The 21,569-nt window shown below is 33.1% G+C and carries 20 protein-coding genes; 15 read left to right on the top strand and 5 right to left on the bottom strand.

The genetic code is table 11. The features are described from left to right. Window positions 1-26 precede the first annotated feature (26 nt). From MK851_RS07225 to MK851_RS07205, 5 genes are all read right to left on the bottom strand, one after another. Window positions 27-1,190, bottom strand: coding sequence for a sigma-54 dependent transcriptional regulator (locus tag MK851_RS07225; RefSeq protein WP_320242747.1), 1,164 nt, complete (start codon window positions 1,188-1,190; stop codon window positions 27-29). A gap of 41 nt (window positions 1,191-1,231) precedes the next feature. After that, window positions 1,232-1,588, bottom strand: coding sequence for a four helix bundle protein (locus MK851_RS07220; RefSeq protein WP_320242745.1), 357 nt, complete (start codon window positions 1,586-1,588; stop codon window positions 1,232-1,234). Window positions 1,589-1,614: 26 nt separating this feature from the next. After that, window positions 1,615-2,454, bottom strand: coding sequence for a mechanosensitive ion channel family protein (locus tag MK851_RS07215; protein WP_320242743.1), 840 nt, complete (start codon window positions 2,452-2,454; stop codon window positions 1,615-1,617). A 104-nt stretch (window positions 2,455-2,558) separates the two neighbouring features. Beyond that, entirely contained in the window at window positions 2,559-3,878 is a 1,320-nt protein-coding gene (locus MK851_RS07210) for an ABC transporter permease (protein ID WP_320242741.1), read from the bottom strand. 3 nt (window positions 3,879-3,881) lie between these two features. Next, entirely contained in the window at window positions 3,882-4,811 is a 930-nt protein-coding gene (locus MK851_RS07205) for an ABC transporter ATP-binding protein (RefSeq protein ID WP_303508679.1), read from the bottom strand. A 190-nt stretch (window positions 4,812-5,001) separates the two neighbouring features. Here MK851_RS07205 and MK851_RS07200 point away from each other — a divergent pair, with 190 nt between their 5' ends. From MK851_RS07200 to MK851_RS07130, 15 genes are all read left to right on the top strand, one after another. Beyond that, on the top strand, window positions 5,002-5,463 hold the full coding sequence (locus MK851_RS07200) for a MarR family winged helix-turn-helix transcriptional regulator (protein WP_303508681.1): 462 nt from the start codon (window positions 5,002-5,004) through the stop codon (window positions 5,461-5,463). Window positions 5,464-5,480: 17 nt separating this feature from the next. Then, window positions 5,481-7,886, top strand: a complete 2,406-nt coding sequence (locus MK851_RS07195) for a 3-hydroxyacyl-CoA dehydrogenase/enoyl-CoA hydratase family protein (protein WP_320242737.1) — start codon at window positions 5,481-5,483, stop codon at window positions 7,884-7,886. Between the two features lie 68 nt (window positions 7,887-7,954). Further along, window positions 7,955-9,145 (top strand): acetyl-CoA C-acyltransferase, encoded by a 1,191-nt coding sequence (locus MK851_RS07190; RefSeq protein WP_320242735.1) that lies wholly within the window; start codon window positions 7,955-7,957, stop codon window positions 9,143-9,145. Window positions 9,146-9,264: 119 nt separating this feature from the next. Next, a complete protein-coding gene (locus MK851_RS07185) occupies window positions 9,265-11,073 on the top strand; it encodes an acyl-CoA dehydrogenase family protein (protein WP_320242733.1) in 1,809 nt (602 codons plus the stop codon). Between the two features lie 274 nt (window positions 11,074-11,347). Further along, a complete protein-coding gene (locus MK851_RS07180; RefSeq protein WP_320242731.1) occupies window positions 11,348-12,349 on the top strand; it encodes a PliI family lysozyme inhibitor of I-type lysozyme in 1,002 nt (333 codons plus the stop codon). A gap of 10 nt (window positions 12,350-12,359) precedes the next feature. Then, the gene (locus MK851_RS07175) at window positions 12,360-12,788 is read left to right on the top strand and encodes an META domain-containing protein (RefSeq protein ID WP_320242729.1); all 429 of its coding nucleotides are present in this window, start codon (window positions 12,360-12,362) and stop codon (window positions 12,786-12,788) included. A gap of 787 nt (window positions 12,789-13,575) precedes the next feature. After that, window positions 13,576-14,139 (top strand): TetR/AcrR family transcriptional regulator, encoded by a 564-nt coding sequence (locus MK851_RS07170; RefSeq protein WP_320242727.1) that lies wholly within the window; start codon window positions 13,576-13,578, stop codon window positions 14,137-14,139. Between the two features lie 51 nt (window positions 14,140-14,190). Continuing rightward, on the top strand, window positions 14,191-14,598 hold the full coding sequence (locus tag MK851_RS07165; RefSeq protein WP_320242725.1) for a nuclear transport factor 2 family protein: 408 nt from the start codon (window positions 14,191-14,193) through the stop codon (window positions 14,596-14,598). A gap of 12 nt (window positions 14,599-14,610) precedes the next feature. Next, the gene (locus tag MK851_RS07160) at window positions 14,611-15,588 is read left to right on the top strand and encodes an alpha/beta hydrolase (RefSeq protein WP_320242723.1); all 978 of its coding nucleotides are present in this window, start codon (window positions 14,611-14,613) and stop codon (window positions 15,586-15,588) included. Between the two features lie 172 nt (window positions 15,589-15,760). Further along, window positions 15,761-16,633, top strand: coding sequence for a helix-turn-helix domain-containing protein (locus tag MK851_RS07155; protein WP_320242721.1), 873 nt, complete (start codon window positions 15,761-15,763; stop codon window positions 16,631-16,633). Between the two features lie 185 nt (window positions 16,634-16,818). Continuing rightward, window positions 16,819-17,592, top strand: a complete 774-nt coding sequence (locus MK851_RS07150) for a nuclear transport factor 2 family protein (protein ID WP_320242719.1) — start codon at window positions 16,819-16,821, stop codon at window positions 17,590-17,592. Window positions 17,593-17,654: 62 nt separating this feature from the next. After that, on the top strand, window positions 17,655-18,467 hold the full coding sequence (locus MK851_RS07145; RefSeq protein ID WP_320242717.1) for an SDR family oxidoreductase: 813 nt from the start codon (window positions 17,655-17,657) through the stop codon (window positions 18,465-18,467). Window positions 18,468-18,496: 29 nt separating this feature from the next. Beyond that, a complete protein-coding gene (locus MK851_RS07140) occupies window positions 18,497-18,973 on the top strand; it encodes a hypothetical protein (RefSeq protein ID WP_320242715.1) in 477 nt (158 codons plus the stop codon). A 23-nt stretch (window positions 18,974-18,996) separates the two neighbouring features. Then, window positions 18,997-19,656 carry an oxygen-insensitive NAD(P)H nitroreductase gene (gene nfsB / locus MK851_RS07135; RefSeq protein ID WP_320242713.1) on the top strand — a complete coding sequence of 220 codons (660 nt, stop codon included), beginning with the start codon at window positions 18,997-18,999 and terminating at the stop codon, window positions 19,654-19,656. A gap of 164 nt (window positions 19,657-19,820) precedes the next feature. Further along, window positions 19,821-21,479 carry an ATP-dependent nuclease gene (locus tag MK851_RS07130; RefSeq protein WP_320242711.1) on the top strand — a complete coding sequence of 553 codons (1,659 nt, stop codon included), beginning with the start codon at window positions 19,821-19,823 and terminating at the stop codon, window positions 21,477-21,479. Window positions 21,480-21,569: the final 90 nt, after the last annotated feature.

Genomic DNA, 21,569 nt, shown 5'->3' with positions numbered 1-21,569 from the left:
GTCTTTTATTTTTAAGTAGTAGTTTTTTACTTACTCGCAAATAGTTTTACGTCATTTTCTGACACTTTCTTCTCTCCTAAAATAAGCAAACGCTCTACAACATTTCTTAATTCACGGATATTCCCAGTCCAATCGTATTCTTGCAATTGCTTAATCGCTTTATCTTCAAATTGTTTCTGAGGCATTCCTTGTTCTTCTGATATTTTTTTTGCGAAAAAATCTACTAGTAAAGGAATATCTTCTCTTCTATCATTTAGCGCAGGGACTTTAATTAAAATCACTGCTAAACGATGGTATAAATCTTCTCGAAAGCGTCCTTCCTCTATTTCCGTCTTTAAATCTTTATTTGTTGCAGCAACAACACGTACGTTTACTTTTATATCTTTATCAGAACCTACACGCTGGATACGATTTTCTTGTAGTGCTCGTAAAACTTTTGCCTGTGCCGATAAACTCATGTCTCCAATTTCATCTAAGAAAATGGTTCCTCCATTAGCTGCTTCAAATTTCCCTGCTCTATCTTTATTTGCTCCTGTAAAACTTCCTTTTACATGTCCAAACAGTTCACTTTCTATTAACTCAGAAGGTATCGCTGCACAATTCACTTCAATCATTGAAGCTTTAGAACGGTCAGATTTTTCGTGCAACCAATGTGCTACTAATTCTTTTCCTGTTCCGTTAGGTCCTGTAATTAAAACTCTAGCATCGGTAGTTGATACTTTTTCTATAATCTCTTTTATATGAGTAATAGCATCACTTTCTCCAATCATTTCATAGTTCTTACTCACCTTCTTTTTTAAACGCTTATTTTCTACTACCAACTCCTTTTTATCTAAAGCATTTCTTACGGTGTTCAATAAACGGTTTAAATCTGGTGGTTTTGAAATATAATCAAAAGCTCCCAAACGCATTGTGTTTACTGCGGTGTCTAGATCTCCATGACCAGAAATCATCACCATTAGTATTTCTGGTTTTAATTTTCTGGCTTTTTCCAACACCTCAACACCATCCATTTTAGGCATCTTAATATCACATAACACTAAATCATAATCTGTTTTCTTTATCTTTTCAATTCCTTGCAAACCATCTTCTGCTTCTTCAACCTCATAGGAATCGTTTTCTTCCGTTATAATTTTTTTTAATACCCTGCGAATTGCAGCCTCATCTTCTATTATTAATATTTTACTCATATTTTTTTAGACTTTTAGATGTAAGACCAAAAGAAAAAAGACTAGTTTAATGAATTCTTAAATCCCAAAACCATTTTTTGAAGCTCTTCTATTTCGTCTTCTAAACCTATTAACGTTACTTTATTGATATATTCTTTATAATAAGAAAGAACTATTTGTGTTTGCAATTCAAAAAGCGAGCCAAGTGCAATTTCTAAAAATCTTTTAAACTCTTTATTTGAACTTCTACTTGACCCTTCTGCAATATTCGACGGGATAGAAATTACTGATCTATTTATCTGAGATATTAAAGAATATACTTCTTCTTTTGAAAACTCTTTTGTTATCTTAAAAACCTTATCACAAAGCTTCATTGAATAAATCCAAATTTTAAGTTTTTTAAAATTATGTTTTCCCACCGTCTAATTTTTTTTTCTTTTCGTCTTTACTCTTTAATAATATGTATATCTCTTTGAGGGAATGGAATACTAATATTATGCTCTCTAAACAGTTCGTCTATTTTAAACCGTATATCGCTTTTTGGTATAGCTGCCTGAAAACTATCGTTTAGTGTAAAAACTAATTTAAAGTTTAACGAACTATCTCCAAAGTTTTCAAAAAGCACCAACGGAGCAGGGTGTTGATACACCTTTGGATGCTCACTGGCCGCTTGCATTAATAGTTTTTTTACCAAAGCTACATCACTACCATATGCTACTCCTACTGTTACACTTTCTCTAGTTGTAGTGCCATTTTGCGTCCAGTTATATAAACTGCTTGATAAATACTTATGATTTGGTATCACTAATACCTTATTATCAATAGTTACAGCTCTAGTTGTTCTTAATTTTATTTCCTCTACTCTACCAACTTTATCATCTAGTTCAATAATATCACCTACATGAACACTTTTATCAAGAATGATAAAAACTCCAGAAATTATATCTTGAAAAAAGGTTTGCAACGCCAAACCAATACCAATTAACAAGGCTGAAGACGCTACTAAAATAGCACTTAAATTAACTCCTGCTGAACTTAAGACTATTGAAAAAACAACTACATAAGCTAACCAACTAGTAAAAGAGAAAATTGTATCAAATTTATTCTTATCATCTTGTTCTAGTTTACTTTTTGCTAACCTTTTTAGGTATTTCAATAAAAGTTTAATAAGAATCAAACCAATTATTAAAAACAGAATCGTTTTTATGGTAAAATCTATTTCTTTTCCTCCTACAGGAATTCTAAGGTTCAGAAAATCGGTTACTTCTTTTATTATTTCTTTCATCTGCTAGTTCTTATTATTTTTTATTGGTCAGATGTAATTCACCATTAAATACTTTAAGTAACATTAAGTTAGTTACGCTACAATTCATTTTATAAATGATTTAATTATCCATTATAACGAATCCACTTCCATAAATCTTTGTAAGTTGGTTTTTTACCGTACATTAAAATACCTACACGATAAATTTTTGCGGCAATCCACACAATTACCATAAAAGTAAGAATTAATAGCAACATAGAGATCGCTATTTCCCACCAAGCAACTCCAAACGGAATTCTCATTAACATCACGATAGGTGAAGTAAATGGTATATATGAAAATATAACTGATACTGGCCCGTGAGGATCATTAATAACTGTTGCAAACCCAACATACACGGCTAAGATTAATGGTAACATAATAGGCATCATAAATTGTTGTGTATCCGTTTCGTTATCTACTGCTGCTCCTACCGCTGCAAACAAAGAACTGTATAACATATACCCTCCTAAAAAGTAAAAAATGAATAAGAAAAACATTTTAAGCCATGGTAATTTTCTTACTTCAATTAAAACATTTGTTCCATCACCTATAACACTTTTAGCACTTTCAATTTGATCAGCGTTTAATTTTCCTCCATAAAATTCGGTCACATTAATACCCAAAACTAATGACACTACAACTCCAACTATTAAGAACAAAATTCCCCAAATAAAGAACTGTAACAATCCAGCTGATGCATTTCCAATAATCTTTCCTAACATTAATTGAAAAGGTTTTACTGAAGAAACGATTACCTCAATAATTCTACTTGTTTTTTCTTCAATTACACTTCTCATTACTGATGTACCATAAATCATTACAAACATCATTAATAAGTATCCTGCAATAGCTCCAACACCAATCTTTAATCCGTTGATTAATTTAGATGATTTTTCTCCCGAAAAATTAAACATTTTAATTTCTGATGAAATTTTAGACTCTTCAATATGTGCAATATCAATCCCGAAGTTTGTCAATTTTTTATGACGTAACTCCTTATCAATTTTATCTTCTAAACGTTCCATAATAGACATACTGGGTGAGTCTTTAGAGAAAAACTCAATCGACTTTGCCAATACTTCTATACTATCTTGTTTCGGAATGTATAAAGCTCCGTAGTAATCTCCTTCTTCAACTTTCTTTTTAGAGTCTTCAATACCTAAAGCAGTAAAATCTTCATACTTTACTGTTTTTGAATCTTTAAAAATATCTTTAGAGAACATTCCAGACTCATCAACATATACTATCTTTTTAACCTTTTCATCGTTCTTCTTCATTAAGAAAAATACTAAAGCACCCATACCAATCATTAACAACGGACTTAGGAAAGTCATAACGATAAACGATTTATTTCTAACCTTAGCAATAAACTCGCGTTCTATAATTAATCGTAATCTTTTCATTGGTTAACTGTTTTTATGAATTGCTTGAATAAAAATATCATTGGCACTTGGTATCAACTCTACAAAATGCTGCACCTCTCCTTGAGTAGCTAAATACGATAATAAATCGTTCGCTGAATTTCCGTTAGTAAGTTTTACATTTAACTTTAACCCATCATTTAACAATCTAAAATCTGCCGGTAATACTTCAAAGTTTTGTTTTAGCTTCTGCTCCACTTCTCTTGAGTTAGAAGTTACTAACCCTATTTGAAAAGTATTTGTTCTAAACTCTTTTTTAATATCGTCTAGTTTACCATCTAAAATTTTATTCGACTTATTAATCAACGCTATATAATCACACATTTCCTCCACACTCTCCATTCTATGTGTAGAAAAGATAATCGTAGCTCCTTCATCTCGTAACTGTAAAATTTCTTTTGCTATTAGTTGTGCATTAATAGGGTCGAATCCTGAAAACGGCTCATCAAAAATTAACAATTTAGGTTGGTGAAGTACTGTTACAATAAACTGAACTTTCTGAGCCATTCCTTTTGAAAGCTCTTCAATTTTTTTATTCCACCATGCTCCAATATCAAATTTATCAAACCAATATTTTAAGCGTTTCTTTGCTTCCGATTTACTTAACCCTTTTAATTGAGCAAGATATAATGCCTGCTCTCCTACCTTCATACTTTTATACAAACCACGTTCTTCAGGTAAATACCCTATATATTCTATATGATTAGGAGCTAGCTTCTCTCCATCTAAAATAATTTCACCTGCATCTGGCATTGTTATTTGATTGATGATTCTAATAAGCGAGGTTTTTCCTGCTCCATTAGGACCTAACAAACCAAAAACACTTCCTTTAGGTATGTGCATCGACACATTATTTAATGCAGTATAATCGCCGTAACGCTTTACTACATTATTAACTTCTAATAAATTGCTCATAGATTTTATAGTTGATTAATTACCGTTTATTTAAAAACAGCAGTGACAAACTTACATATTTTTATACTCAATTAGTATACGGTTCTCTTCAAACGTTACAAGATTATTTTTTTGTTAATTTTACTATGCACGCATAACTTTTTTACAAAATACTATGCGTGCATAATAAAATTTATTATATTTGGCATTCATGGATAAGGATAAATCAATAGATCACCAATTAAGAGCCACGTGGCAAGCAGTTGCGAAAATGTACAACGAGCAGGCTGCAAAGCACGATAGCACTATGGCTACGGCTTTTGCTTTATTGAATATAGATTCTGAAAACGGTACTCCTTCAACTGCATTGGGTCCGTTAATGGGAATGGAACCTACAAGCCTTTCTCGTTTGTTAAAAACAATGGAAGATAAGGGAGTTATATGTCGCGAGAAAAATCCTAATGATGGTAGAAGCGTTATTTTAAAACTTACCGAATACGGTAAAGAAATGCGTGAAGTTTCTAAAGGACACGTATACCAATTCAATAATAAAGTAAGAGAACATATTACTGAAGAAGAGCTAGACACCTTCTTTAAAGTAACCACAACAATAAACAAACTAATTACAGATAAGTTAATATACGAAGAAGATATTGACAATAAAGCTGTATAAAACAAACCAACAAACAAATGGCAAGAAGAATTAAAAAAGTAGCAATTATCGGTTCTGGTATCATGGGATCAGGTATTGCATGTCATTTTGCTAACATTGGCGTTGAAGTGTTGCTTTTGGACATCGTTCCGAGAGAGCTTAACGACAAAGAAAAAGCAAAAGGACTAACCTTAGAAGACAAAGTAGTTCGTAACCGTTTGGTAAATGATGCTTTGACTGCTTCATTAAAGTCAAAACCATCACCTATCTACAATAAAAAATTTGCAGATAGAATTACTACAGGTAACCTTGAAGACGATTTACATAAAATAAAAGATGTAGATTGGATTATGGAGGTTGTTGTTGAACGCTTAGACATTAAACAAAGTGTTTTTGAACAAGTTGAAAAACACCGTACACCTGGTACTATAATTTCTACCAATACTTCTGGAATTCCTATTAAATTTATGAACGAAGGACGTAGTGAAGATTTCCGTAAACACTTTGCGGTAACACACTTTTTTAACCCTCCTCGTTATTTAAAATTATTTGAAGTTGTTCCAGGACCTGACTGTAAGCAAGAAGTTACTGACTTCTTAATGGATTATGGTTCTAAATTCTTAGGAAAAACTTCAGTATTAGCAAAAGATACACCAGCGTTTATTGGTAACCGTATAGGTATCTTCGGAATCCAATCGTTATTCCACCAAGTAAAAGAATTAGGCTTAACTATTGAAGAAGTTGATAAGTTAACAGGACCAGTTATTGGACGACCAAAATCAGCTACTTTCCGTACTGTTGATGTTGTTGGATTAGATACTTTAGTACATGTTGCTAACGGAATCTATGAAAACTGTCCTAACGACGAAGCTCACGACTTATTCAAGTTACCAGATTTCATCGACACCATGATGGAAAATAAATGGTTAGGGAACAAAACCAAACAAGGTTTTTACAAGAAAACTAAAAATGCTGAAGGAAAACGTGAAATTTTAGCGTTAGACTTAGATACGATGGAATACCGTCCGTCTAAAAAAGCAAAATTCGCTACCCTTGAATTAACAAAAACAATCGATAAGCCAATTGACCGATTTAAAGTTTTAGTTGGCGGAAAAGATAAAGCGGGAGAATTCTACCGTAAAAACTTCGCAGCAATGTTTGCGTACATTCAAAATAGAATTCCAGAAATTTCTGATGAATTATACAGAATTGACGATGCCATGAAAGCAGGTTTCGGTTGGGAAAATGGTCCTTTCGAAATTTGGGATGCTGTAGGAGTTGAAAAAGGTATCGAATTAATGAAAGCTGAAGGGGCAGAACCTGCTGCTTGGGTTACAGAAATGGTAGCTAAAGGAGAAAAGTCTTTCTATACAGTTAAAGACGGTGCAACATATTACTACGATGTACCAGCAAAAGCACAAGTTAAAAAACCAGGACAAGATTCATTTATCATCTTAGATAACATTCGTAAAACTACCGAGGTATTCAAAAACTCTGGTGTTGTTATTGAAGATTTAGGAGACGGAATCTTAAACTGTGAATTCCAATCTAAAATGAACACTATTGGTGGTGATGTTTTAGCTGGATTAAATAAAGCAGTTGATTTAGCTGAAAAAGACTTCCAAGGATTAGTAATTGGTAACCAAGCTGCAAACTTCTCAGTAGGTGCCAACATCGGAATGATTTTTATGATGGCTGTTGAGCAAGAGTACGATGAGTTAAACATGGCTATAAAATATTTCCAAGATACCATGATGCGTATGCGTTACTCTTCAATTCCTACGATTGCTGCTCCTCACGGAATGGCGTTAGGTGGTGGTTGTGAATTATCATTACACGCAGATAAAGTAGTTGCTGCTGCTGAAACCTACATCGGATTAGTAGAGTTTGGAGTTGGAGTAATTCCTGGTGGTGGTGGATCTAAAGAAATGGCTGTAAGAGCTCAGGACTTATTCCACACTGGTGATGTACAATTAAACGTATTACAAGAGCACTTCTTAACTATTGGTATGGCTAAAGTGGCAACTTCAGCTTATGAAGCATACGACTTAAACTTACTACAGAAAGGAAAAGATGTTGTGGTTGTAAACAAAGACCGTCAAATTGCAGAAGCTAAAAAACACGCTATATTATTAGCAGAGGCAGGGTATACACAACCTGTAAAACGTAAAGATGTTTTAGTATTAGGTAAGCAAGCCTTAGGTATGTTCTTAGTAGGAACAGACTCTATGGAAGCTTCTAAATATATTTCTGAACACGATCAGAAAATTGCAAACAAACTAGCCTATGTAATGGCTGGAGGAGATTTATCAGAACCAACAAAAGTTACTGAGCAGTATTTATTAGACCTTGAGCGTGAAGCTTTCTTAAGTTTAACTACAGAACGTAAAACGTTAGAGCGTATTCAGCACATGTTAAAAACTGGTAAACCTTTACGTAATTAAAATTACTATGCTATTAGCCTCTAGCTGTTAGCAAATAGCTAAAAGCCAATAGCCAAAAGCAAGAAAATATGAAAACAGCATATATAGTAAAAGGATATAGAACCGCCGTAGGGAAATCTAAAAAAGGTGTGTTCAGATTTAAAAGAGCTGACGAATTAGCTGCTGAAACCATCAAGTATATGATGGAAAAGTTGCCAGAATTCGACGTAAAGCGTATCGACGATGTTATTGTTGGTAACGCAATGCCAGAAGGTTCTCAAGGATTAAACATGGCAAGAATTATTTCGTTAATCGGATTAGATTCTGTGGATGTTCCTGGAGTTACCGTAAACCGTTTCTGTTCATCAGGATTAGAAACTATTGGTATGGCAGTAGCAAAAATTCAATCTGGAATGGCAGAGTGTATTATTGCTGGTGGAGCAGAAAGCATGAGTTCTGTACCAATGACAGGTTTTAAACCAGAATTAAACTACGATATCGTAAATGCAGGTCACGAAGATTACTATTGGGGAATGGGTAATACTGCGGAAGCAGTAGCGCAACAATACAATGTATCTCGTGCAGATCAAGATCAATTTGCATACGAATCGCACATGAAAGCTTTAAAAGCATTAGATAGCGATCGTTTTCAAGATCAAATAGCTCCAATTGATATAAAAGAAACCTACATTGATGCAAACGGAAAACGTGCTACAAGAAATTATACAGTTACTAAAGACGAAGGTCCACGTCGTGGAACTAGCGTAGAAGCCTTAGCAAGATTACGTCCAGTATTCGCTGCTGATGGTTCTGTTACCGCTGGTAACTCATCACAAACAAGTGACGGAGCTGCTTTCGTAATGGTAATGAGTGAAGATATGGTAAAGGAATTAGGTATTCAACCAGAAGCTCGTTTAGTAAGTTATGCAGCAGCAGGAGTACCCCCTCGTATTATGGGAATTGGTCCTATAGCAGCAATACCAAAAGCATTAAAACAAGCAGGTTTACAACAAAGTGATATTGAATTAATTGAGCTAAACGAAGCGTTTGCTTCACAATCGTTAGCAGTTATTCGCGAATTAGGATTAAATCCGGATATCGTTAACGTAAATGGTGGAGCAATTGCTTTAGGTCACCCATTAGGATGTACTGGTGGTAAATTATCTGTTCAGTTATTTGATGAAATGCGTAAGCGTGAAATGAATAGCAAATACGGAATGGTAACGATGTGTGTAGGTACCGGTCAAGGTGCTGCAGGTATTTTTGAATTCTTAAATTAGAATTAAGATATAAGTATTGAGTATTGAGAATTTTCTCATCTCTTTTAAAAAATAAGTAACAAAATTATAAAAGTAGTTAGTATCTCAATACTCACTACTAAATACTAAAATCTAAGATTATGTCAGAATTAAATAAAGATATTTTACGCGGAGGGCAGTTCCTAGTAAAAGAAACAAAATGCGAAGATATATTTACTCCTGAAGATTTTTCAGAAGAGCAAACAATGATGCGTGATGCGGTTAAAGAATTTAACGACCGTGAAATCATTCCTCATAAAGCTCGTTTCGAGGCAAAAGATTATGCACTTACCCAAGAAACTATGCGTAAAGCTGGTGAATTAGGGTTTTTAGGTGTGGCGGTTCCTGAAGCGTATGGCGGATTAGGAATGGGATTCGTTTCTACCATGTTAACATGTGATTACATTTCAAGTGGAACAGGATCTTTTAGTACTGCTTTTGGTGCACATACAGGTATTGGTACGATGCCAATTACTTTATATGGTACCGAAGAGCAAAAGCAAAAATATGTTCCTGCGTTAGCAATGGGAGAGCGTTTTGGAGCTTACTGTTTAACTGAACCAGGAGCAGGATCGGATGCGAATTCTGGTAAAACTACTGCTGAGTTAACTGAAGACGGAAAGCACTACAAAATTAACGGACAAAAAATGTGGATTTCGAATGCAGGTTTTGCTGAAATCTTTATCGTTTTTGCTCGTATCGAAGACGATAAAAACATTACTGGTTTTATCTTAGAATATGATAAAAACAATCCTAACGGAGTAACTTTAGGAGAAGAAGAACACAAATTAGGTATTCGTGCCTCTTCTACTCGTCAGGTATTTTTCAACGATACATTAATTCCTGTTGAAAACATGTTATCTGTTCGTGGTGGTGGATTCAAAATTGCCATGAACGCCTTAAACGTTGGTCGTATTAAATTAGCTGGTGCTTGTTTAGATTCTCAAAGAAGAATTATTAGCCATGCTGTAAACTATGCTAACGAGCGTAAACAATTTAAAACTCCAATTGCTGAATTTGGAGCTATTAAAATGAAGTTAGCTGAAATGGCTACTAGTGCTTATGTTGGTGAATCTGCATCATACAGAGCTGCTAAAAATATTGAAGATAGAATTGCTATCCGTGAATCTGAAGGAAGTTCTCACCAAGATGCAGAATTAAAAGGTGTTGAAGAATATGCTATTGAATGTTCTATCTTAAAAGTAGCAGTTTCAGAAGACGTACAAAACTGTGCTGATGAAGGAATCCAAATTTACGGAGGCATGGGATTCTCTGAAGAAACTCCAATGGAGTCTGCTTGGAGAGATGCTCGTATTGCTCGTATTTACGAAGGAACTAACGAAATTAACCGTTTATTATCGGTAGGAATGTTGGTTAAAAAAGCCATGAAAGGTCATGTAGATTTATTAAATCCTGCAATGGCAGTTCAAAACGAATTAATGGGAATTCCTTCTTTTGACACTCCAGATTATTCTGAATTATTCTCAGAAGAAAAAGAGATGATCGCTAAATTAAAGAAAGTATTCTTAATGGTAGCAGGTGCTGCTTTACAAAAATTTGGTCCTGAATTAGAACAACACCAACAATTATTAACTGCTGCTTCAAATATTTTAATTGAAGTATACATGGCAGAGTCTGGAATTTTAAGAACTGAAAAGAACGTGAAGCGTTTTGGTGAAGCAGCTCAAAAAGAACAGATTGCAATGGCGAAGTTATACTTATACAATGCTGTAGAAACTATTACTAAAAGTGCAAGAGAAGGAATTATTTCTTTCGCTGAAGGTGATGAGCAACGTATGATGTTAATGGGACTTAAGCGTTTTACAAAATACGCAAACTACCCTAACGTAGTGGAGTTACGTAACACAATCGCAGAAAAATTAAAAGCAGAAAATAAATACTGCTTCTAAACATATTAAAACTACCTAATGTTGCTAACAAGCATAGGTAGTTTTTAAAAATTTTCTTCAACTTTTATAGGTTTTAGAATTTAGTTGTTTGTTTAAAAGATCGTCAAATTAATTTTTGGCGGTCTTTTTTTATGCTCTTAAAAAACGTTGTTCAACCTATATTCTACAGTACCAACCTACTAGAAAATCAAGATTCTTAAGGTTTTCTTAAAACGTTTTTTCATACCTTTAATGGTATATTTATTGAATCAGTCCCTATGAAAAATAAAACAGCATGATAAAACTTACTACCACAGCACTACTAGGAATGGCTTTCTTAGCCATAATTAGCTGTAAAAACGAAGCAAAAAAAACAGACACACAAGAAACCACAAAACAAGAAACTGTAGCTACAGTTACTGATGTTACAGGAAACTATGTTTCATCAGAATACGAAAAAAGGAACGAAGGGTACGACTGGGTTTCAGTTGCTGTAAGACCTGCCGCAGATAACAATATAAAAATTGCTGTTCGCTCACGTGCTGACAAGAAAAAACCTACCTGTACTTTTGACGCTCTTGCCGAAAAAACAAATGACAGCACCTACAAAGCTGTTATAAACGGTAAGACCGTAGTATTTTCTTTTAAAAACAAACAAATTTCTATTGCCACGGCAAACAAAGAAGATAACAGTTTATTAAACTTTTACTGTTCTGGTGGAGGAAGCCTTGCGGGTTCTTATCATAAAATTAAAGGAAACCTTGACCAAACACAGATAGACAAAACCATTTTTAGAAAAAATGTAACCTTACAAGGAATTAGTTTTAGCATTGCTACTCAAAAAAATGGAATGGAAACTGAATTAACAGTTACTCCTTACGGATTAGAAATTGACAATTCTACTGTTACTCAAACAATTGATGGTAACGTTGTTGATGCTGAAATTGAAGATTTAAACTCTGATGGTTCTCCTGAAGTATTAATTTATACACAATCTGACGGAAGTGGAAGCTACGGAAATGTAATAGGATTTTCAGTAAACAATAAAAAATCGATGAGTCAAATATACTTCCCTCCTATTACCGATAATAAAGAATTAAGTAAGGGATATATGGGGCATGATGAATTTACCATTATTGAAACAACCTTAGCGCAACGTTTTCCTATTTATACAAAAGAAGATTCTAATGCTAACCCAACAGGAGGCATCAGACAAATTAACTATAAATTGGTTGATGGTGAAGCTTCAAGAAAATTTGTAGTAAAAAACTCAACTAACTTTAACACTAACAATTAAACTATTTATTATGAAAAAACTATCATTTGTATTCGCAACTATTCTATTAATCACAGTGTCTTGTGCTAAAAAAGAGGCTGCTGAACAATTATATGGCACTACTTGGGAGCTAGAATACATCTCTGGACCAAGAATTGCTTTTGAAGGATTATTTCCTGATAAAAAGCCACAACTTACGTTTGATAAAGAAACAAAGAAAGCTACAGGAAACAACGGTTGTAACGGTTATGTTGCTGAATTTACGTTAGGTGAAGAAAATGCGATTTCTTTTGGAGAACCAGGACCAACTACGATGATGTACTGCGGACAAGGGGAGCAAGAGTTTTTAAAAACCATTAAAAGAATTAACAAGTATAGTTTTGACATAGAAGGAAAACTAAACTTGTTAATGAACGATGTAACCATGATGCGTTTTAAAAAAGTAACTACTGAAGAATAATTCACGATAGTTGTTACTTTAAACGAATTAATAACATAGGGGAAAACCTCATACTATATAACCTTTTTTGGGTTTGTTAGTATGAGGTTTATTTTTTACTACCAAAGGCAACGTCCGCTAATAAGTATATAGTGAATGTTGGGTTGAATCTGTACTGATATATAAGCAGAGAGCATGCCGTGATAGTAACGACCCGTGCCGTGGTGTCTGCGGAGCACGCCGTAATATTAGCGACCCGTGCCGTGGTGTCTGCGGAGCATGCCGTGATATCAGCGACCCGTGCCGTGGTGTCTTCGGAGCACGCCGTGATATTAGCGACCCGTGCCGTGGTGTCTTCGGAGCATGCCGTGATATCAGCGACCCGTGCCGCGGTGTCTTCGGAGCACGCCTTAGTATCAGCGACCCATGCCGCGGTGTCTGCGACCCATGCCGCAGTGTCTGCGGAGTACGCCGTGATAGTAGCTACCCAATAACGGGGAGTATTCAATAAGGTGTGTCAACATATTTTTAGTTTTCTAAATAAGGTATCAGAGGTCCTTAATAACGACTAAAACTACTTTTAGTACTTAAATCGCTGAGCTTATGGGTTTCCGTAAGAAAATTAAATTATTATTAGTAAGTTCGTAAAAGTATAAACAAACATAAAATACAACTATAAACCTACCAAAACAGGTGTATAACGATGTATTTTACATCTATATAAACAAGTTAGCAACAAGCATAAAGCGAACCTTTAAGTATTTTACCAAACGTTTGGTAATTAAATAATTTTAGCTATATTTGCACTATGAGACCACAAAAAGTATTAGACATTGAAATATTAAAAGGACTAACTAAAGTTTTTCGTGCCAAAGGATATGAAGGTGCTAGCTTAAAAGAGTTATCAGAAGCAACAGGTTTAAAAAAAGCTAGCCTATATCATAGATTTCCAAACGGAAAACAGGAAATGGCTGACGCAGTATTGAATCATTTAGATCAATGGGTTAATGATATTATTTTTCAATCTCTTTCAAATACTGATTTTGAGCCAAAAATTAGATTAAAAAATGCATTAAATGAAATAAGTACTTTATACGATGGCGGAAATGAAACCTGTATTTTCCGAGCGCTTTCAATGCAAGGAGGTATTGAGTTATTCGAGAAACAAATTAATAAAGGAATGAATGACTGGCTTTCTGCTTTTAAAGAAATTGGAATCGCATTAAACCTAAGTCCTAAAGAAGCAGAACAAAAAGCTTTACAAGTATTAATTGATATACAAGGCAGTTTGATTGTCACTAAAGGATTAGGAGATATTTCAATTTTCGAAAAAACGCTTCAAAATATTGAGTACAACTATCTAAACGAATAAAAAAATTTACTTATAAATTATACCGAATGTTCGGTAACAAATATATTAATTATGAAAAAATATCCAATACCGCCTTTCAATGAAGAAACGGCACAACAAAAAGTTCAAATGGCAGAAGATGCATGGAATAGTCAAGACCCTATAACTGTATCTATGGCATATACCGAAGATACCGAATGGAGGAACAGAACCAGTTTTATCAATGGTCATAAGGAGGTACAGGAGTTTTTAAAAAACAAATGGCTCAATGAACGTAACTATAAGTTAAAAAAAGAACTCTGGGGCTTTAGAAATAATCGTATCGCTGTTCGGTTCGAATATGAATACCAAAACAAAGAAGGACAATGGTATAGAGCCTACGGCAATGAAAATTGGGAATTTGATGAAAACGGTTTAATGCAAAAACGTTATGCCAGTATTAATGATTTAGAAATAAAAGAATCTGAACGAAAACTTTAAATATACAACACAATGAAAAAATCAAACCTAGTATACCTGTTAGTCTTGACACTAATAGTTTCTTGTCAAGAAAAACCAAATACCCAAAAAAACACAGAAACATTAACAATGCAAATAAAAAAAACAATGAATCCAGTACATTACAAAACTAAAAATATTAACGGAGTAAATATAGCGTATAGAGAGGCAGGAGACAGCAAAAATCCTACGCTTGTTCTTCTGCATGGTTTTCCTTCATCTTCACACCAATATAGAAAAGTATTAAATCAACTTTCTGATGAATATCACCTAATAGCACCAGATTATCCTGGTTTTGGAAATAGTGATTTTCCTTCCGCTAATGATTATGAATACACGTTTGACAATATTGCCAAAACCATAAATTCGTTTTTAGAATTAAAAGAAATCAAACGCTATGCATTAATGATTCAGGATTATGGCGCACCAATTGGTTTTAGAATTGCCACCGCACATCCTGAAAGAGTTACCGCAATAATTAATCAAAATGGTAATGCCTATGAAGAAGGACTTGGAGAAGCTTGGAAAGGCATTAGAGCTTTTTGGGCTGATAGGAATGAAAAAACAGAAAATGCACTATTACCAGCTTTCTCTTTAGAAGGTTTAGAATGGCAATACACACATGGAACTAGAAACCCTGAAAATGTAAATCCGGATACTTGGCATTTAGATTACTTAAGATTATCTAGACCCAATGCTCATGCCGTAAATATTGATTTGTTTTATGATTATCAAAACAATTTAAAATTATATCCAAAATGGCAACAATACTTAAGAGATAACCAACCACCTTTATTAATTGTTTGGGGAAAAAATGATGAGTTTTTTCCCGAAAGTGGTGCAGTTGCCTTTAAAAAAGATGTGAAAGAAATAGATTATAATATTTATGACACAGGACATTTTGCTTTGGAAGAAGATGGTGATAAAATTATTACCAAAATGAGAGAATTCATGAAGAAAACATTGAAATAGCCAGTTGCTAACAATGTATAAAAATAATAGCGGTTTGGGTGTATAATCAAACCGCTATTATTTTTTAATTAAGTATATTGTTATCCGAAAAGTAAGTACTTATTAATCCGCTACTATTCTTATACTAGACCGTTAGGCACAAGGCGGAAAAAACCACAGAACTAATAACAAAGTGAAGGAAAAAATTCAAAAATACGATTTCAAAGAAGGACTTCCACAGGAATTTGAAATTATAGATTTTGACTTACTTTTTAACGAATTTTCGGAAGAAATAAAGAAACCACATCGAGCAGAATTTTATCAAATTTTATGGTTTCAAAAAGGCTCACCAACTCACTTTGTAGATTTCAACCCAATAAAAATTAAACCGAACTCATTATTATTCGTCAATAAAAATAGTGTTCAAATTTTTGATAATAAAACAAAATTCAAAGGAAAAGCAATTTTGTTTACTGACAGTTTTTTCTGCAAAACTGAAACAGATACAAAGTTTTTGAGAAGTAGTATTTTGTTCAACGACTTGCTATCTATTTCACAAATTGAGTTACCCAAAAATAATTCTATAATTGAGACTGTTTTTGAATTATTGGAAACTGAATTAAAAAATTCTAAAGACAATTATCAATCTGACTTACTACGAAACGATTTGCGTAATCTTTTACTGCATTCCGAACGGGAAAGACGAAAACAAGATTTTAAAGAATTAAAAAAAGATGCCAATCTTGAACAAGCATTGTATTTTAAAACGTTATTAGATGACAATTTCGTAAGGCATAAAAGAGTTAGCTTTTATTGTCAAGAACTGAACATAACACCAAAAAGACTTAATCAATCTACTTCTAAAATTTTTGGAAAGACGCCTAAAAATATCATTGATGACAGAGTTTTGCTCGAATCAAAAAGATTATTGGCTCACACAAGCGAAAGTATCAAAGAAATATCATTTTCATTAGGATATGAAGAGTTAACAAACTTCATTAAATACTTCAAAAAACATACTAACAAAACACCTGTTGAATTCAGAGCAGAATTTAATGTGGCGTAAAAGTATCATTCAAAGGACTTTTTTTATCGTTCCTTTTCTTCTTCTTCATTGCAACTTTGCAGTATCAATTTAAAATCATAAAAATGAGAAAAATACTATTAGGTGCAACAGTAATTTTAGCAATTGGGTTGACCTCTTGAAACTGTCAGAAAACAACAAATTCAGAAACTAAAAAAGAAGAAAAAATGGAAATTTCAAACAAAGAAAAAGTAATTGCTCTTTTAAAAAGCATTGAAACTGGTGCACAAGAACCAGTTGGGTACATTAATCCGCATAAATATATTCAACATAATCTTGGAGTTGCAGACGGACTTGCAGGATTTGGAGCATTATTGCAACAACTTCCACCAAACTCTGCTAAAGTGAATACAGTTAGAGCTTTTGAAGATGGCAATTTTGTTTTCACGCAAACAGATTATAATTTTTTCGGACCAAAAATCGGTTTCGATATTTTTAGATTTGAAAATGGAAAAATCGTAGAACATTGGGATAATCTACAAGAAACATCAGCAAATCCAAATCCAAGTGGAAACACAATGATTGACGGAGCAATTGAAATTAAGGACATCGACAAAACAGAAGAAAACAAAACTTTAGTAAAGAATTTTGTGAATGACATTTTAGTAAACGGAAAAATGGAAAAACTGGCTGGATATTTTGATGGAGATAATTATATACAGCACAATCCTAATATTGCAAATGGACTTTCAGGACTTGGAAAAGCATTAGAATATATGGCTTCACAAGGTATTACTATGAAATACGACAAAGTACATAAAGTTTTGGGAGAAGGCAATTTTGTATTAACTGTTAGCGAAGGTTCGTTCGCAAATAAGCCGACTTCGTTTTACGACTTGTTCCGTGTTGAGAATGGAAAAATAGCTGAACATTGGGATGTTATGGAGACAATCGCACCCAAAGACGAAAGTAAAAATAATAATGGTAAATTTAATTTTTAATTATTTAGTCATCAGACTTAAATAGCTTGAAGAAATTAACTCTTAAAAAACTAAACAATAAAATGAAAAAAACAATTTTTATAACAGGAGCTTCTTCTGGATTAGGAAAAGCAACAGCACTACTGTTTGCTAAAAATGATTGGAATGTAATCGCAACTATGCGTAAACCAGAAAACGAAACCGAACTAACTAAAGTAGAAAGCATTGCGCTTCTTCCTTTAGATGTTACCAAACCAGAACAGATTTCTGAAACTATTGAAAAAGCATTAAAAATATCAAAAATAGATGTGGTATTTAATAATGCAGGATATGGTTTGGCAGGTCCTTTTGAAGGTGCTACCAATGAGCAAATAACCAATCAAATTAATACAAACCTTATTGGTGTAATGAGTGTAATCCAAAAGTTTTTACCTCATTTTAGAGAAAATAAATCTGGCACATTCATCACTACAACTTCTATTGGCGGATTGGTTACTTTGCCATTCAACTCGGTTTATCACGCTACAAAATGGGCTTTAGAAGGCTTTAGTGAAAGTTTGGCTTTTGAGCTTAAAGAATTTGGAATAACAGTAAAAACGGTTTCACCTGGTGGAATTGCTACCGATTTTGCAGGTCGTTCTTTAGTTTTAACACAACATAATGCGTACAATAAGCAAATAGAAAAGGTAATGTCCGTTTTTATGGACCCTGAAAGAGCAAAAAATTATTCTACAGCAGAACAAATTGCAGAGGTAGTTTACACAGCTGCTACAGACGGAAAATCTACTTTAAGGTATGTTGCTGGTACAGATGCAAAAGAAATGTATGCACAAAGAAATGAAGTTGGCGAAGAAATTTTTAGACAAGGAATAGAGCAAACTTTTTATAGTAAATAAATTAAAAAATGATAAGCAAACCAATAACTATGGAATCTATATTAGAATTTTTAAATAGTGAAAGAACTTTGATTCTTTTTGCAGGAATAATAGGTAGTGTTTCTTTATTTGTTGGTTTGCTTTTTTTAATATTCTCAAATCACAAAAGTTTTGCGGTTACAATGATGGTTCTTGGCATAATAGAAATGGCGGTAATGTTTCCAATTTATATTAAATATCAACAAAAAATAGATACTAAAATTTCTATGTTTGAAAGTGGAATTCCTGCATTTACAAAAGCAGAAACTATAAGTACTGAAAAAGCATTAAAATCATTCTTTAGATTAAAATTAATCTATGGGATTTTAATAGTCTTACTTATTTTGACAATGTCTTTCTTAGGCCCAAAATCATTACTTTTTGGTGTTTTTTCAGCATTAATTTTGCACTTATCCTTCGCTATTACTATTGATAATTTTGGAGAAAAATACACTAATAAACATCTTACCGCACTACTTAAAAATTAAAATATCAATAAAACGTATTAAATATGAATGTAATTAAAGCATTAAACTGGAGATATTCCACAAAGGATTTTGACCCTAATAAAAAAATATCGGAAAAGGATTTTGTTAAAGTAAAAGAGATTTTAAGAATGAGTCCTTCGAGCACCAACCTTCAACCTTGGCATTTTATTATTGCAAATTCAGATGAAGGCAAAAAACGAATGGCAAAAGGAACTCAAGGCTTTTTTATCTTTAATGAAGCCAAGATATTAAATGCTTCGCACGTAATTTTATTTTGCTCAAGACTTTCGGCAGATAATGATTATATGCAACACCTTTTAGACGTTGAAGACAATGACGGAAGATTTCCTAATGAAGAAATAAAACAAAATGTAAATGGTGGTAGAAATGCTTTTGCTGCCATTCATAAATATGATTTAAAGGATTTACAACATTGGATGGAAAAACAGGTTTATTTGAATATCGGAAACTTTCTATTGGGAGTTGCGACACTAGGTATAGATGCTTGTCCAATGGAAGGTGTTGATATGAAAGCATTAGATGAAGAATTTGGCTTGCGTGAAAAAGGATTTACAGCAATAACAGCAGTTTCTATTGGCTATAGAACTGAAAGTGATTTTAATACTACAGATAAAACGCCAAAATCAAGACTTTCGGAACAAGAAACTATGACAATTCTATAGCGGAAAAAACCCAGTGCCTAACAACGTATATAAAAAATAGCAGTTAAGAGCCAGATTAAAAGTTTGGTTCTTTTCTGCTATCTTTGTTTTAAACCGAAAATTGGCACTTATAAATCTGCTACTTTTCATATACAAGACCGTTGTAGCCAATTAAACGAACCTCAATGAAAATCAAGAGAATTGTAATAAGAAATTATAAAAGTGTTAAGCACATTGACATTGAATGTTCAGATAAAATAAACGCATTTATTGGAGAAAACAGCACAGGAAAAAGCAACATTTTTGATGCAATAAATTGGCCTTTAGGCCCAATTTATCCTTCTTTTAACTCAACTCTTCCAGAGGACCATTTTATGGGAGACATTAATAATGAAATTAAAATTTCTCTTGAATTTGATAATGGCAAATATCTTCAATTGGCTCAAAATTGGACTGACCAAGCAGGACGAGAAAAAACTGGATTAAATCATTCAGGAAATTACATTACTGACATTGATAGACAAAATTATTGTTCTGGCTATTTAGGAGTTGATAGGTCAATTCTTGATTACGCACCTTCAAACAGATGGTCTTTAATGGGTAGAATTCTTTTGGACATTAACAAGATGTTTAAAGAACAAGAAATAGTTGATGAAGAAACTGGAGAAGTTGTCAAAAAAACGGAAATATTTAAAACAGAAATAGAACGACTGAGAGATGATATTCTGTTTACAGTAGAAGATGATAATGGAACACAAGTAATGAAAAAATTCATTGAAGTTCTTCAAGTTGAAACAGCAAAACAATTAAATCGACCAAGTAACGAATTAAAAGTAGATTTAAATTTGTATGACCCTTGGAATTTTTTTAGAACTCTACAACTGGTAATTTGTGAAAACGACACAAATCTATCTTTTCAGGCTTCTAAACTTGGAATGGGTGTACAAGCATCAATTTCAATAGCAATTTTAAAAGCTTATTCACAACTGAAATTAAATAATAGTACACCTTTATTTATTGACGAACCTGAACTGTTTTTACATCCTCAAGCTCAAAGAAACTTTTACAAAGTTTTATGCGAATTAGCAGAATCTGGTACGCAAATATTTTTCACTACACATTCGCCAGATTTTTTAAATGTTGGTAGATTTAATGAAATTTTCTTAGTTAGAAAAAATGCCGAAAACGGAACATATGTTAGAAATGCAAAACCAACAGCATTTGTAGAAGATTTAAAAATTAGAAGAAATATCAACTCAACAAATGAAGATATTCTACTGCACTACAAAAATGCCTACGAAGAAACTGGAGATACACAAAAAGCAAATGAAGCTTTTTTTGCAAAGAAAATAATATTAGTTGAAGGGCAAAGTGAGACTTTACTTTTACCATATTTCTTTGACTTAATAGATTACGATTATATTGGAAAAGGGATAACAATAGTAAGATGCGGAGACAAAAGCGAACTAGATAGATTTTATCGTTTATATACCGAATTTGGAATACCTTGTTTTGTAATTTTCGATGGTGATAATCATCATATCGGAACACAAGACGAAGCTAGTACAATAGAAAAAAACAAAGCCTTATTAGGATTATTTAATATGGTTTCTGACTTTCCTGACAATAGTGTAAATGACAAATTTCTTGGTTTTGAAGCTACTCTAAATGAAAATTTAGGAATTGCAACTTCAAAAAAAGGATTAAAACTATTTAAATACATTAAGCAACATATTACTACAGCAGACCAAGTACCTAATTGGATAACTGGAATAACTGAAAAAATTGAATTATTAACTGATAATACTGAAAGTGTTTTAAAAGTACCTGAAGTTGAACAATAAAAATAACTGGCTACAACAAAGTACTGTGGTAAAAAACAAGTAAAAACTCATTAACTTTTCACTAAAATACTTCTATAATTATTATCATAG

Origin of the sequence: Tenacibaculum sp. 1B UA (genome assembly GCF_033978845.1) — a bacterium.
GTDB lineage: Bacteria > Bacteroidota > Bacteroidia > Flavobacteriales > Flavobacteriaceae > Polaribacter.
This window is presented reverse-complemented; position numbering and strand designations above follow the sequence as displayed.

Coding starts and splice junctions, on each gene's coding strand:
- MK851_RS07225 (WP_320242747.1), bottom strand. CDS start 1,190: ATGAGTAAAATATTAATAATAGAAGATGAGGCTGCAATTCGCAGGGTA.
- MK851_RS07215 (WP_320242743.1), bottom strand. CDS start 2,454: ATGAAAGAAATAATAAAAGAAGTAACCGATTTTCTGAACCTTAGAATT.
- MK851_RS07210 (WP_320242741.1), bottom strand. CDS start 3,878: ATGAAAAGATTACGATTAATTATAGAACGCGAGTTTATTGCTAAGGTT.
- MK851_RS07205 (WP_303508679.1), bottom strand. CDS start 4,811: ATGAGCAATTTATTAGAAGTTAATAATGTAGTAAAGCGTTACGGCGAT.
- MK851_RS07200 (WP_303508681.1), top strand. CDS start 5,002: ATGGATAAGGATAAATCAATAGATCACCAATTAAGAGCCACGTGGCAA.
- MK851_RS07195 (WP_320242737.1), top strand. CDS start 5,481: ATGGCAAGAAGAATTAAAAAAGTAGCAATTATCGGTTCTGGTATCATG.
- MK851_RS07190 (WP_320242735.1), top strand. CDS start 7,955: ATGAAAACAGCATATATAGTAAAAGGATATAGAACCGCCGTAGGGAAA.
- MK851_RS07185 (WP_320242733.1), top strand. CDS start 9,265: ATGTCAGAATTAAATAAAGATATTTTACGCGGAGGGCAGTTCCTAGTA.
- MK851_RS07180 (WP_320242731.1), top strand. CDS start 11,348: ATGATAAAACTTACTACCACAGCACTACTAGGAATGGCTTTCTTAGCC.
- MK851_RS07175 (WP_320242729.1), top strand. CDS start 12,360: ATGAAAAAACTATCATTTGTATTCGCAACTATTCTATTAATCACAGTG.
- MK851_RS07170 (WP_320242727.1), top strand. CDS start 13,576: ATGAGACCACAAAAAGTATTAGACATTGAAATATTAAAAGGACTAACT.
- MK851_RS07165 (WP_320242725.1), top strand. CDS start 14,191: ATGAAAAAATATCCAATACCGCCTTTCAATGAAGAAACGGCACAACAA.
- MK851_RS07160 (WP_320242723.1), top strand. CDS start 14,611: ATGAAAAAATCAAACCTAGTATACCTGTTAGTCTTGACACTAATAGTT.
- MK851_RS07150 (WP_320242719.1), top strand. CDS start 16,819: ATGGAAATTTCAAACAAAGAAAAAGTAATTGCTCTTTTAAAAAGCATT.
- MK851_RS07145 (WP_320242717.1), top strand. CDS start 17,655: ATGAAAAAAACAATTTTTATAACAGGAGCTTCTTCTGGATTAGGAAAA.
- MK851_RS07140 (WP_320242715.1), top strand. CDS start 18,497: ATGGAATCTATATTAGAATTTTTAAATAGTGAAAGAACTTTGATTCTT.
- nfsB (WP_320242713.1), top strand. CDS start 18,997: ATGAATGTAATTAAAGCATTAAACTGGAGATATTCCACAAAGGATTTT.
- MK851_RS07130 (WP_320242711.1), top strand. CDS start 19,821: ATGAAAATCAAGAGAATTGTAATAAGAAATTATAAAAGTGTTAAGCAC.